Annotated in this window: 13 protein-coding genes; all 13 read right to left on the bottom strand. The window is 46.8% G+C overall.

The window, feature by feature from the left end; all coding sequences use genetic code 11:
* Positions 1–6: 6 nt before the first annotated feature.
* The 13 genes from KDM90_RS08670 to KDM90_RS08610 all read right to left on the bottom strand — a co-directional run bounded on the left by KDM90_RS08670 (position 7) and on the right by KDM90_RS08610 (position 13,258).
* Positions 7–927, bottom strand: coding sequence for an ExeA family protein (locus KDM90_RS08670; protein WP_212675207.1), 921 nt, complete (start codon positions 925–927; stop codon positions 7–9).
* A 91-nt stretch (positions 928–1,018) separates the two neighbouring features.
* Positions 1,019–2,755 carry a pilus (MSHA type) biogenesis protein MshL gene (mshL, locus tag KDM90_RS08665; protein WP_212675206.1) on the bottom strand — a complete coding sequence of 579 codons (1,737 nt, stop codon included), beginning with the start codon at positions 2,753–2,755 and terminating at the stop codon, positions 1,019–1,021.
* Positions 2,756–2,846: 91 nt separating this feature from the next.
* Entirely contained in the window at positions 2,847–3,221 is a 375-nt protein-coding gene (locus tag KDM90_RS08660; RefSeq protein WP_230409699.1) for an MSHA biogenesis protein MshK, read from the bottom strand.
* Positions 3,206–3,910 carry an MSHA biogenesis protein MshJ gene (locus KDM90_RS08655; protein WP_212675205.1) on the bottom strand — a complete coding sequence of 235 codons (705 nt, stop codon included), beginning with the start codon at positions 3,908–3,910 and terminating at the stop codon, positions 3,206–3,208. The genes KDM90_RS08660 and KDM90_RS08655 overlap by 16 nt, the downstream gene beginning before the upstream one ends.
* Positions 3,907–4,587 carry a PilN domain-containing protein gene (locus KDM90_RS08650; RefSeq protein ID WP_212675204.1) on the bottom strand — a complete coding sequence of 227 codons (681 nt, stop codon included), beginning with the start codon at positions 4,585–4,587 and terminating at the stop codon, positions 3,907–3,909. Before KDM90_RS08650 ends, KDM90_RS08655 begins: the two co-directional genes overlap by 4 nt.
* The gene (locus KDM90_RS08645) at positions 4,584–5,534 is read right to left on the bottom strand and encodes a type IV pilus biogenesis protein PilM (protein ID WP_212675203.1); all 951 of its coding nucleotides are present in this window, start codon (positions 5,532–5,534) and stop codon (positions 4,584–4,586) included. Before KDM90_RS08645 ends, KDM90_RS08650 begins: the two co-directional genes overlap by 4 nt.
* Before the next feature lie 133 nt (positions 5,535–5,667).
* Positions 5,668–8,742: a DUF6701 domain-containing protein gene (locus tag KDM90_RS08640; RefSeq protein WP_212675202.1), complete on the bottom strand. Its 3,075-nt coding sequence runs from the start codon at positions 8,740–8,742 to the stop codon at positions 5,668–5,670.
* Between the two features lie 65 nt (positions 8,743–8,807).
* Positions 8,808–9,305 (bottom strand): hypothetical protein, encoded by a 498-nt coding sequence (locus KDM90_RS08635; protein WP_212675201.1) that lies wholly within the window; start codon positions 9,303–9,305, stop codon positions 8,808–8,810.
* 7 nt (positions 9,306–9,312) lie between these two features.
* Positions 9,313–10,146 carry a PulJ/GspJ family protein gene (locus KDM90_RS08630; protein ID WP_212675200.1) on the bottom strand — a complete coding sequence of 278 codons (834 nt, stop codon included), beginning with the start codon at positions 10,144–10,146 and terminating at the stop codon, positions 9,313–9,315.
* A 10-nt stretch (positions 10,147–10,156) separates the two neighbouring features.
* Positions 10,157–10,681 (bottom strand): type IV pilus modification PilV family protein, encoded by a 525-nt coding sequence (locus KDM90_RS08625; protein ID WP_212675199.1) that lies wholly within the window; start codon positions 10,679–10,681, stop codon positions 10,157–10,159.
* Between the two features lie 37 nt (positions 10,682–10,718).
* The gene (locus KDM90_RS08620; RefSeq protein WP_212675198.1) at positions 10,719–11,234 is read right to left on the bottom strand and encodes a GspH/FimT family pseudopilin; all 516 of its coding nucleotides are present in this window, start codon (positions 11,232–11,234) and stop codon (positions 10,719–10,721) included.
* 197 nt (positions 11,235–11,431) lie between these two features.
* Complete coding sequence (locus tag KDM90_RS18285; protein WP_212675197.1) at positions 11,432–11,890, bottom strand: pilin; 459 nt, start codon at positions 11,888–11,890, stop codon at positions 11,432–11,434.
* Between the two features lie 138 nt (positions 11,891–12,028).
* A complete protein-coding gene (locus KDM90_RS08610) occupies positions 12,029–13,258 on the bottom strand; it encodes a type II secretion system F family protein (protein ID WP_212675196.1) in 1,230 nt (409 codons plus the stop codon).
* Positions 13,259–13,263: the final 5 nt, after the last annotated feature.

The following is a 13,263-nucleotide window of genomic DNA, read 5'->3' as shown; positions in this document are numbered from 1 at the left end:
CTTCTTTTATCCCTGTTTGATGGCAAGGCCGATAAAGACTGCCGCACTTGCAACGATCAACACACTGACCACTTTCAAAACACGACTGGTCGTTTTTATCAAAGGCGTTGCTTCGGTATCACGTATTGCGCCTATCACTTGTCGCACACCCACTTCACGTCGCCCTCCGCCATAACTCAACATCATCGCCTTGCTAGCTAAAATGTTCAATACTCGAGGGACGCCATGACTTGCGAACCACAATGCTGCGACAGCAAAGCGAGTAAATAAACGCAATTCACTGTAGCCCGCCACGCGAAGGCGGTGTTGAATATAGAAGTGCGTCTCGTCCCAATTCAGCGGACGCAAGCGATAATGAAAACTGATTCTTTGCGCCAATTGTCGAATTTCTTCGCGTGCCAGCCGACGATCGAGCTCTGGCTGGCCGAATAGTACGATTTGCAGCAATTTGCGCTTTTCAGTCTCAAGATTGCTCAAAAGTCGAATCGCCTCCAAAGTCTCTATGGGTAAAGCCTGAGCTTCATCTATACATAGCAGGACGCGCTTTCCCGCTCGAGCTAAGTGAAGCAAGTGCAAATTGATGGCTTTGAGAACTTCGTGTTGTTCGCAATTTTTCTCTTGCGGGATGCCCAAATCATCAGCGAGCACTAGTAATAAGGTGCGCGGCTCAAGAAACGGATTTGGAATGTATGCAGATACAAAATCATCTCCCAATAATTTGAGAAATTGTCGGCAAAGTAGTGTCTTACCTGTACCGACTTCGCCAGTGATCTTAATAAAGCCTTCACCACTCTGCGCCGCGACCAATAAGGTATTCAGCGCTTCTAAGTGATTGCCGAATGAAAAGAAAAAACTGGTATCGGGTGTAATTCCGAATGGCGTTTCATGCAATCCAAAATGCGATTTGTATTTGCTGATCTTGACCATAAATTAATTCCGCGCGCGCCGCTAATTGCATAGATCGTTAGAAAGACTATTGGCTGACGCAAAAAAACAAGCACAGCATAGGAACCGTGCGTTATTGATTTTTTTTCTCAAGTCGGCTACGTGGTGTCATCTCTTCAATTCGTTTCTGACTTTCCAGCAAATCCTTCTCCCAAGACGCATCATTTTCGACTATGGTTGGCCGAATGAGTATCACTAACTCGCGCTTTTGAGACACTTGATTCGTATTTCGAAATAAACCACCCAACACCGGCACTTCACCGACGCCTGGGACTTGTGACCGATCATCTGCATTCGACTGCCGCATCAAACCACCAATAGCAACTATTCGTCCATTCTGCCCACGAACAATACTATCGGTCTCCGAGACCACGCTGGAGGCAAGAGGCAAAACGACAGACCCAGCACTTCCCGCATTGATTGTTTTCTCGATCGTGCTGACCTTGCTGACTGAAGGATGAACATGCAAAATAATATTTCCCGCTTCGTCGATTTGTGGCGTCACGTCTAAAGCAACCCCTGAAAAGAAGGGCTGCACTTCGACACTAACAGTTGGTGCAGTATTGCCCGCAGTACTAGTAACGCCTGGCGTTGTTTTTAAACTCGTCACAAAGAATTCGTCTTTGCCGACTTTCAACACCGCTTTTTGATTATTCAGGGTCGCGATTCGAGGGCTGGACAACACATGAACACTACCCTGAGATTCAAGGAAAGATAGCAGTGCTGTAAAGTTAGCAGTTTGAAAAGCCAACCCAAACAAAGAACCTGCTGCACGCGCACTCGCACCTAAATTCAAACCCGTTATGCCACTAATACCACTCCCATCGGTAATCTGACGGGTTGTACTGAGCGTCGTCCCTGGCGTCAAAAAACCAAAAGATGAGGCGCTATCGGGCGAAGATTTCAGGGAGGCAAAAGACGCCCAATTAATGCCCGTTTGGTATTGATCATTCAATTCAACTTCGAGAATCTTGGCTTCCAAAATCACTTGCCGATCCACAGAGAGTTGGGTCGCCTTTAAGTAGGCAGCGATATTGCGTATTTCATCTGACATCGCTCGTACAACCACCACACCCGACTGTGGATTGATCACGACTTGCCGCCCATCTTGTCCACCACCAGCCAAGATGTCGAGCGAGGCTTTCAATTCGGCCCAGAAATCATTATTGGAGCTAGTATTAATCTTACTTGAAGTCGACGCCTGCACTGCTCCGCCATTCGAACTCGGACTGGGCGCATTTTGTGGCGTGGTTTGCGAATTGGCACCTGAATTCGACGGCACCAAAGCATCTGCAACCGAACCTGAAGTCACACGAATATCGGAACTACCTTTACGAATCGAGGCCAAATAATTAATTTGAAAAACTCGGGTTTGTAAGGTCAGTGGTTTCACATAAATGCGCGTTCCCTCAACCCTATACTCATAGCCATATAATTCCCGAATGGCATCGAGCGCTTCGAACAACGTCACATCCTTCAAGTTCGCAGAAATATTGCCTGTCACCTCTGGATGCACCAACATGTTGTAGGGAGTCCCTGCAACGATACCCATAAAAAATTGAGAGGCGGGTGCATTGCTAAAACTGAGGTTAAATCGCTCTTCCAACGGCTTTCTCACCGGGGGCAAATCACTATTAAGTGCAGGCAACAAGGAAGCTGATACTGTTTCTGGTTCCGCCGCCTTAACATTGCCAGCAGCCGCCTTGCTCATCTCACTCTTAATGAGGTCGTAAGTTTCCTGTCTTGAAGGAGGCATGGCGCAGCCCGCAATCAATACAGGCAACAAGATTGTTAGCCCTATTTTTTTCATTTTATAACCTTCATGATGCAACTTGGTTTGATCATTTCTTTTATTCCTACGCCAGAAAAAATTGGAAATCTGAGCACGCAATCCAAACTTTTCAATTATTTTTCAAGATCCCAGTCACAGGTTTTTTGCTTAAATCCGGATGTAAACTCAAGGTCTGCAATTGCTTACCTCGCTTTAAAACGACTTCGTTTTCTGTCATACGAATCAATGTTTGGTCGCCAAATTTGCCATTTAAACGAACTGCTTTTCCGTCAATGATCGCTAACTTTCGGTTTGCCGATATCAGTATCGATTGCAAAATCGGACCACTCGCAACGGTAAGTCCCATCCCCGATTGCAATACCCGATTCGGGGGACGTGTTGGGTCTGACAATTCCTGCATGACGCCAGCGTTGGCTGAGCAAACCAACCCACACAACAACGGTAAGCACACCGCGATCTGCCTGAAGTTTATAAATTGAGCCATTTTTTCTCCAGACTCAATGTAAATAAATGCAGACTTAAGCTTGCCTTAGGATACTCAAGCACAGTCAAACTGCTCCGTCCCCAATAGACTCTTTGTGGCATTGCTTCCAGTGCGCGCATATACGCCAACATATCCAAATAATTGCCCTGTAAAACCAATTCGACCTCGTGCTTATAAATACTACGGTCATCTAATGCAATCGTCCGTGGGTTGGAGTCAGCGCCCTCCGACCCAATCGACGCCTCCTGAATACTCGGCAATTCCATCAAATTCACGACGGGCAAACTTTTCGTCGAAATCCATTGTAATTTCTTATTCCGCTTGAACATATCGCTCAATAGTCCGTCCATTTTGTCTGGTCGCACCAAGTTATCTTCAAGCTTTAATAAATCTTGGTCCATCATGGTCAAACGCAGCTTCGCTTCCGTGATCTTCGCCTTTAGCTCCGCATCCGGGTCGATTTTGAGCGCTGCTAACCGTTGATTGACCTCTTCTTGTGCGATCGCAATTTGCTGTTGATTCGACAGATGTACTGCCTTTAGAGATTTCTGTAACTTCTGCTGAGGTTCAATCAAAAACGTATAGCCCAGTAGCACAAGGCCTAGACTCATCAAGATAAACAAAATCACGCGTTCCCGCAGACTAAGCGCATCGATTTTTTGCAGCAAGGATTTGAGGGATGCACTCATTTCACTTTCCCTCCTGATGTGTCCTGCTTCTCTTTTAGCTCGGTAGAGTGCAACTGGAACTCAAGATAAATCGCTGACTCCTGTGTTTTCTTGACGTCGTTAGGATTGGTCGATGGCGGTAATGGCAACAGCGGACGCTCCATTTGTAGCGTAGAGAAGGTCTTCCCTTGCATGATCTTTTCGCGTTTGAGCTGCGTCACATATTGTGGCACCAATTCAGGCTCCAAAGTACGTCCAGATATCACTAAATCATGCCCAGCACCCTCTATGCTAAATCCGGTCAGCCACAGATTTTCTGGTCTTTGCTTTGCCAACGCAGCCAAATAGGCCGAATAACCATCGGTATTACCAAATTCACTATTTTGCAACATCTGGGCGATTTGCTGACGACGCAATAACGCGGCTTCAATTGCGTTGAGTTCTTTTTCCAAAGTGGGATTTTTGACTTTCGGTATCGCAGCATTCCGCAAACTATTCAATTGCTCGTTTAAATTTGCTAGCTGTGCTGTCGACTGCGTACTGATGCGCTTTGCTTCGGCGGTTTGTTTCTGAACCACAAAAAAAATCACCGCCACGAGGCCTATGCTCAAGCTTGCAGCAATTACTAAGTTCAGCGCCGAAAAAAAATCTTTTTTCTTCAGCAGTGCTAAATTCAAGAGGTTGATCTGTTGACTCATGCTACAACCTCATCTTGACGTAAGGCTGCGCCAATGATCGAGAAGAAAGCGGCCTGCCGCGCCGCATCTTTAAGTTCAGGAATCGTATCCATTTGCACCAAACTGGATAGATCAAGAATCTCCACTGGCAAGTACATATTCGCAGTCAGAAAATCACGCAAAGGCGATGCACTCTGTCCCAACGGAGCTAGCACTAATTTCTCGGTCGTAATGTAATTATGCTGACGATCAAAGTGATCCAATGATCGCTGCAATTCTAATGAAATCCGTTCATAACTCGCGGTGCGCTCGGATTCATCAGCGTGCTGTAAGTCAGACAAATTAATTTCTAAACGACGCGCTAAATAAAGTTCGCCACTGAAAGTCACTGTGAGCATGCCACCGTATTGATCAAAGCTTAGCATTGCTAAGCCTCGGCCAGGCGACTCAAGGCACACCGACCAATTTCTCTGTGCAAGTTCTGCGACATCGATGACAGCCAGTGGTAACTTAGCGGTATGAAATAATTGCTGAAAATTCGCCAGCGTTTGGTTCGCAGCCACAATAGCAATAAGCGATTGATTGCGGCCACCGTTTTGCACATCACCGGGCACTTTAAGCACATCAAAATACGCTGATTCAACTGGGTAGTCCAAGAGTTCCTTCAAACGCCACTGCATCGCACTGCGTAATTCTGTGTCGGGAACATTGAGATGATCAATCGCGAACCACTGATAATCTCGGGAATTCAGCTGCAACAAACAACGTTTTTGTTTTGCGGGGGACTCGCGCGCCAAACGTTCTAGCAGGGCGGCCTGTGTTTGTTGGTCATTCGGATAAAACGCCAAGAAATCGAGTGCTGGCAAACTACCTGTCACATGACGGATACAAGCAGAATACACGCCATCATTCGCAATGCGAATTGCCATCAAGTCCGTCTTTTTCTTATTCTTTGAGAAGAATCCCATGCGTATAATCCAATTCAGCAATATTGCTTGACGTTAAGATAATAAGAGCATCTTGTCAATGATTGAGCTTATTTTTGTTGTCGGATTGTTTTCAATAATCTTCGCAAGTTGTCGCAAACATCGTGTTAAAACCTTAATGTATTTCTCGTGTATAGATAATTTGATTAGATTTTTTGTACGTACCAAATTGTACTTTTGCTGTCGGATTTATTGGCGTCACGCCACCCCGCCATGGAAATTTTAACCAATCAGGCACATTGATATCGAGATCCAAATAGCCGCTATTTCCAGAACCTGGTTTTGAAAACTTCAATTTCCCGTCACCATTGAGGAATTTGCCAGTCGCGCTCACACTCGCATTCGTCTCTCCTGCACTTAAATGATTCGTCGCGGTTTCAGGTGAATAGAAGATCGCACCTAGTCCATCGACGGGCGCAACAACTGGTGTACAGTTATCATCAACATTTTTAAGCCAAATGTTGGAGTTGCGGTATTCAGCGATGAAAGGAACCGGCAAATCTAGCATCTCCGAGCCATATGCGCTTTGCAATTTTAAACGACCATATCGTTGTCTTGTACTTGCAATACTTGTCGCTGACGCAGCGGGTACTTCCCCATCCGTCGGCGCCGCCATCAGCGCAATGAGCGTTTCATTACTGATGGCTGATGGACGTGATATTTGATGTTTCGCGGTGACATTCACCATTCCTGCTAGCCAACTGCCACTTGGTGCTGGGGTTCCTGCTGTGAGACTCGCACCAGCAGGCGCACCGACAATTGTAAATTGGTAATTGGAATACACAGTGGTATTCAATTTTGCAAACGTTGACGTATAGTTCTGCGTTTTGTTACCGCTACTATTTTCAGCAGTGATACTAAAATTCGTTGAAAATCCGTCTTGACCGAAATAGGTAAACCCCGTGGCAGAAGGGCAAGCTTCCGTTAGAGTCGATGCCGAAGTCGTTATCTTGAAATGATGTGGAATAAATCGTCCAAAATGATTGCTTGATGAGATATTCGCAAACTTGCAACCGTATTTACCACCGACCAAAGTATTCGAACTATCATTCGTGCAGTCATTATTTGTACTATCAGCTGAACCAGAATTGGCAACAAAAGTATCGTCGTACACAGCCTGCGCAAGCAAGCGGAAATACCCAGTTTCATCATATTTAAAGCTCGCACCACTTGCACCATTGCCAGTCGTCGGATTGGCTGCAACACTAAAATTCCCCGTCAGACTACCCACACCGGGGGCAGCTCTTCCCCCATTAGTAACACTAGGAACATTTGGCCAGTCGATTAAATTCGGCGCTAATTTCGGCAATCCATCATAGCCTTTCACGCCAGTATCTGCGAATAAACTAAAATCGTTACCAGCCAATACGATGGGCGTTGCACTCACACTGGCACCAATACTATCTGCATTAGCATTCGAGCTAATAGTCGAAAAAGACTGGGGGCGTACCGTGAACTGATCGGAAGAACAAGCAGTCACAGCGGGGCCTGAAGTCGTTCGCACACGACATCCCAATTTTTTGTAGGCGTCCGCTAAGAGTAAATCGGATCCTAGGGTTTTTCGACCATTATCAGCCGCCACAAAACTGAGATTTTGCGAAGTGATAGCGGTCGCGGCCGAACAGGATGGGGCAGCATTGCTATCGAATAGCTCAACCACAACATTCCCCGCGTAGGTATTGGCGATCGCGCCTCCCGTTTGTAACGCCACAACATCAAATCGAAAACCACGATTCGCTAATTTAGTGTAGAGAGGATTTCGATTCGTCGCTGTCACCGGATTATTGTAGCTGGCCCCAGTTTCCATACACTCGAAATTACTCACACACGGCGTATTAGTGATGGTCAGTTGACAGTTCGACTGCGCGACACCATTCACAACACAACGTGTTCCATTTAAAGGAGTATCACTCAATCCGGTCGGGATGAGATTGTATGTACCAGCGGATGCGGCCGTCGCTTGCAAAATGATATTTGCGGTACTGCCCGACGTACTACTACTTCCACCAATCGAAAAAGTACTTGGAGTGAATGTCACGCCTGACGCCGCAGGCGATAAGGCAATTGCCCCGGTTAATGTTCCAGAATTCAGTTCGCTACCAGCTGGACAAGGCACTGTTGAAGACAGACAGGCTAATACTTGCAAATTTTCTGGGCACAAATTGATACTACCATCATGACGAATTTCAAGATGGTCGTAGGGCGGAACTGCGGTCGAACCGATCACAAAGTCATAACTGAAAACATAGGTTCCTGGTGCCGTAAAATCATACGCAATGCCAATCCCAGTATCTTGCAAAGTCGTGGTGATCGTTTGACTCATCGCCCCTGTACTTGAAGTTGGCGTGGTCAGCTGTAACATCGAGCAATAAGGGCTACCATTCACAAAGAATGTACTCCAACCCGCAGCACAATAACTGCTAAAGCTGTTCACCGCGATGACGCCTGGGCCTGCACTGGGTGGCGTACGCTCTCGAAATGATTCAACAATGGTTCCCGCTGTCGGTAAAGACGTACTGACGGGACAAGGTGTTGGATTCCCCAAACTTGAATAGGTTCCAACGATACGTTTGCTCCCCGCCACATTCACACCGCAACCACTATCACTGCCGCCCAGATAGGTGTCGAACACATGGTAGTAACGCACCGGATTGGATGCGCTGACTGCAAAGCCAGCGGGAATCGTCAAAGTGACTTCTGCGGTCAAAAAATCGAGCGGCGTCGTGTATTTCCAAATAATGGAAACTTGCGGACCATTCGTGATCCCGAGCGAATTTGTCGCTGTTTGCTGCACACCTGGCGTGGATGGGTTAGCGGGGCTCGCGGCCGTGATGCTATAACTACTATACATGCCACCAGTGGGATTAAATGTTGTAACAGTGTGAGTTGGGCCGTACAGTAGATTATTTGCGCGAATAAAAACGCCATTATCCAAACTAGTCAAACTTGATGTAGGAGTCGAATTGGGGTTGTAAACTTGACCTGTGTTATTTGCACGACGCACCTGCATCTTACTCGACCGATCGATATAAAAATGCAAGCCATTAGTCGTGGTCGTACCACCCGTGCTATTAAACTCAATCGTCTGAGCCCAAGCAGTATGGGATCCGAACAAGGCAGCTACACAAAACAGCAGAGAAAATGGCAGCGCGACACATCGCTGTAGGCAAATAGCCTTCGTCAGTCTCATTTTAGTTGCACCTAGACCTAAAAATCGAAACAATTGCGTGACTAATATGACATCTCGGCGCGCGATTAACAAGGCTGATCCCCTGGCAATCCCGCAACGCCTAATCGACAAGTACTGATGCTTGCTTTCATTTGGCGCTCCACGAAATCATTGGATGGCGCCGTACCCGCACTCGCCGTTGAGGTTAAGGTATACACCCGTATTGTATTTCCGTCTTCAATAGTGGAAGTCTGCACGCAACTAACGTTAACTGAAAAATTACTTAAAGCGCCTGCAAAGCTTGGGCTTCCCATACTAGGATTGCAATTAGCATACAGTGCATTCACCACTTGCGCATTTTCCAAAGAAAGAATTTGATAACTCCCCCACTCTAGTCCGGCCTTGGCTGCTTGATAAGCCAATACACCGCGCACATCCTGATTTGCAGTGGAACGTTGGCTGGAATAAATTGACAGCATAAACAGACCTAGTGCGGCAAAAATAACCAATAAGAAAATCGCCGACACCAAAGAAAATCCGCTCTGCCGTGCTGTGCGTTTCGATTCTGTGAAAGTGATATTCATTTCTAACTTAGGGAACATTATTGATATTCACATCTTGATAGAGCGTCACCAGCTCGCCTGCTTTTTGCAGACCTAGGCGTATCGACAATACCGCGCTTCGCTGCATCACCCCGCTACTATAGTTGAAGCTACAACTGGCGATATTTTCCGATAACAATGCTGTCGTTGTGTTCGCAGGAAAAGTCGGACAAGCACCTGCGATGACCGGTGCGACTGCATAATTTGCCTGGCGATACAATTTCCCAGTGCCATTGCCTTTCGCGTCAACACCTGCCCCCTGGCAAACAAAACTGACCGCTGGACTACTCCCCGACAACACGAAAAAACGCTTCGCAGGTGATTCGATTGGGTTTTGAATCGCGGTCGACAACTTGATACTGTTAAGTGTGCTGGCACTACCGTCGACCACACCGCGATAACTTGCGACATAAGCATCTGCACCAGGAATTCCCAAGTTATAAACAACAATAAAATCACCGTTATCGGGAATCGCATTCAGTCCACCGATCACATCAAACTGCGTTCCTGATGTTGCGTCAAAACTCATTACATTGCCTGGACTGCCAGCACGATATCGGCCTCCGTCTTTGGTCATTAAAAACTCAACACACGCACCTCCCGGCTGCCGCAAACTATTTGGCAAGGCCAAATGCAAATCACGGGACATTCGACGCACGGCGGAATTCGCCGCATCAGTCAACTCGGCACGTCGCGTCAAATCGCCATATTGCTCGATCGGCCGAGTGATAAACTTCGCGGTGATCACCGACAAAATTCCAGTCAAGACAATCACAATGATCGCCTCGACTAAAGTAAAACCTTGAAGATGATATTTCGACATATAGCTCATGTTAAGGAATTGCCCTTGGCGCGTATCGATACCGATAACCAGTTAATTTGACTGTAATATTATCGATGCTCACATTGATGTCTATCTGTAGTCTATCTCCACCTAAGTCCTCGGTTTCAGTTACTTTGACCGTATAAGCTTCTAGCCCAGCAATGACGTTTCCTTGCATATCCTTCACCGGATCTGCAGGATTCATTTCAAAATTATGATAATCCGCAACATGATCAAAGCGTGGAACACCATACCGTGTTTCGCCAGCAGTGGGCCCTAAGCCTTGCGGCCCACTCGCACAAGCGCCTGGATTGAGTGCAGTCATCGCATTCGCATCATCTGGATCACAGTACGTGAACGATTGCAATTGAATTTCCTCTAGTAACGACTCCGCTACTGCGAGTGCTTGCTTCTCGCGCAGGGGATCGGTGCTAGCAAGACTGGTTAAACTCATAATTCGCATTATTCCAACCACGGCAATGCCGATGATCACCATGAACATGATCAATTCGACTAAAGTAACTCCAGTTTGCATACCGAGAAGAGGTCTCGTTTTAGTGAGTTTCAAGGTATCAATGCACATAACCCGTCTCAGCTTCGATGATGATGGTTCCTACTAAGGTACTCGAATTTTGAAAAATCGAAAGATTGATGGTTGTGCCTGTACTGATTCGTCCTAATGCGTCAAAGGAGAAATTGGGCGAGCTGCCAAAGCGCAAATCGGTGGGTGCCGTTTGTACATACCAATTCGATTCACCTGATGCATACACGGGTGCGCCGCCATCCGATTGACAATTGACATTTACTTGAACATAAGTCAAGCACATGATCCCCGCAGCCTGACTAATTTGCACCCAAACAGGGCGGCGTTGTGCAATCGCTGTTTTGTGCGCAAAGCGGAGCATACTTTGGGTTTGATCGTAGAAACCGCGCGCATCAAAATCGGTCTTTGCGGTGAACTTTGGTATAGCAATCGCCGACAATATGCCGAAAAGCAAAATGACCAAAATCAGCTCGACCATCGTGAAACCATGGGACTGCGTTTGACTAATCTGAAAATGCCGCAGTGAGATTCCTTGACTTTGCATAATATTCCACGCCGATTCGATACATTGAGAGACTCTGTGCACAGCAAGGCATAGGCTAGCAAAAGCGATCAGAGCCTGCTGCGTATTGCTCCGCAACAGGCTCCACTGCAAATCAAGCGTGACTTACATGCCATCTCAAGCAAACAAGTACTGCCCTCTCAATCTGCTCGATTAAAAGGTTCCGACTAACTCGCCAATCAAGCACAGTTTGCGGCTGTTAAGCCAGTATTGCTATAAGTTGGGGGAGAACCCGCCGCAACAGGAACGGTGTAAGTCACTGAACAATTAGGATGATTCGCATCGGAGGAGACCGTAAACACCGTTGCTGAGGTCACAGTCAATACAAAATCCGGTGTCGCCAAACCCGCCGCCACTGGAATGCCCGTCAATGCAGTCGTTGGGTAACCGTTCGCCATGGGTATCGTCGCGCCTTCCATGACAATTGAGGTATTCGCCGCAAGTTGCTGGGTTAATTGAATTGATCGCGCCAAGGCGGCACCCGACTTTAATGAGGCCAAAGCACCATTCATCTTAGCGATGCGCGCTTCAGTTTGCAATGCCGCGAAGCGAGGCAACGCATACGCGGATAACAAGCCCAAAATCGTGATCACGACAATCAATTCAATCAGGGTAAAGCCAGTTTGATTCTTTTTCATAGCGATTCCAAAAAAAGTTAATAATTCCAATACACCAACAGCGTAGGCACAAAAATCTTCCAATTACTTGCATCATAGCAAATATCGTCGAAAAACCCGGTAAACTTGCGCTTTGCCCCTAGAGAAATACAACATCTTTTATTTTCTCAGTGCAACTCGTCCCAAATCCCAAATCGGTAAGAAAATTCCAAGTGCCAAAATCAAAACCATAAAGCCCAGTGCAATAATCAAGATGGGTTCAATATTCGCCGATAAGTTTTTCAGCTCATATTCCACTTCCCCTTCATACATAATCGCGATTTCATCCATCAATTCGTCGATTGCACCGGTCTCCTCGCCCACCGCAATCATTTGCAGAACAACAGGCGTGAATACATTCGCCGTGCTTGCCGTACGCAGGATGCTCTCGCCGCGCTCCACTCCATCGCGCATTTGCTCAATCCTGCTCGCAATAAACGCATTATCCACCGTGCTTGCCACCACGCTCAAAGCCTGCACTATCGGTACGCCACTTTTACTGGAAATCGCAAAACTTCGAGCAAAACGAGCAAGGGTCGCTTTTAAAACAATGCGACCAAAAATCGGAAATTGCAAAATCTGACGATTCCACCAAAAGCGACCATCTTTTGTTTTGATATACGAACGAAACAAACTTGCAGCCCCAACTCCAAGCGACAGCATGACCCACCAATACGCCACAAAAAAATTCGAGGTGTTCAACAGCACGCGTGTCATCAAGGGAAGTTCAGCATTGAACCCCGCAAACACTTTGGCAAACATGGGAATGACCCAAATATTCACAATGACGATGGCGAAAAACATCACAATAATCACAAACATCGGATAACGCAGCGCCGTTTTGACGCGATTGCGCATTTCCCTCTCAAATTCCAAATGCTCGGACAAACGCAAAAAGATCGCATCTAAGCGCCCTGTCATCTCGCCCACTTTAATCATACTGACGTAAAACAGACTAAAAACCGCTGGGTGACGTCGCATTGATGCGGACAATTCACGGCCGGAATCAAGTGACTCACGCAAATCACGGATCACATTCCTAAAACTACGACTAATCGCAGATTCTTGTAAGCTTGTGAGGCCGCGCATAATGGGCACCCCCGCCCTGATCAAAGTATGCAGTTGGCGACTAAATAGTTGCACATCCAAAGCTTGGACTTTTCGCTCCCAAATCCGCTGCCACCAATTGAGTTCTTGATCACCCGAGGCGCTTTGCGTGATCTCTATCTGAATGGGTGAAATCCCTTGTCCAAACAATTGACCTGCAACGGCGTCTCGATCGGCCCCTTCCAATACACCTTCCACTAAATCGCCACGCGAATTTCTCGCTTTATATGCAAAAAAAGGCATATTCG

The sequence above is a fragment of the Affinundibacterium fentianense genome (assembly GCF_018139545.1).
In the GTDB taxonomy this organism is placed as follows: Bacteria; Pseudomonadota; Gammaproteobacteria; order Burkholderiales; family Burkholderiaceae_D; genus Undibacterium; species Undibacterium fentianense.
The sequence above is the reverse complement of the archived record's forward strand: the minus strand, read 5'-3'. Positions and strand labels throughout refer to the sequence as shown.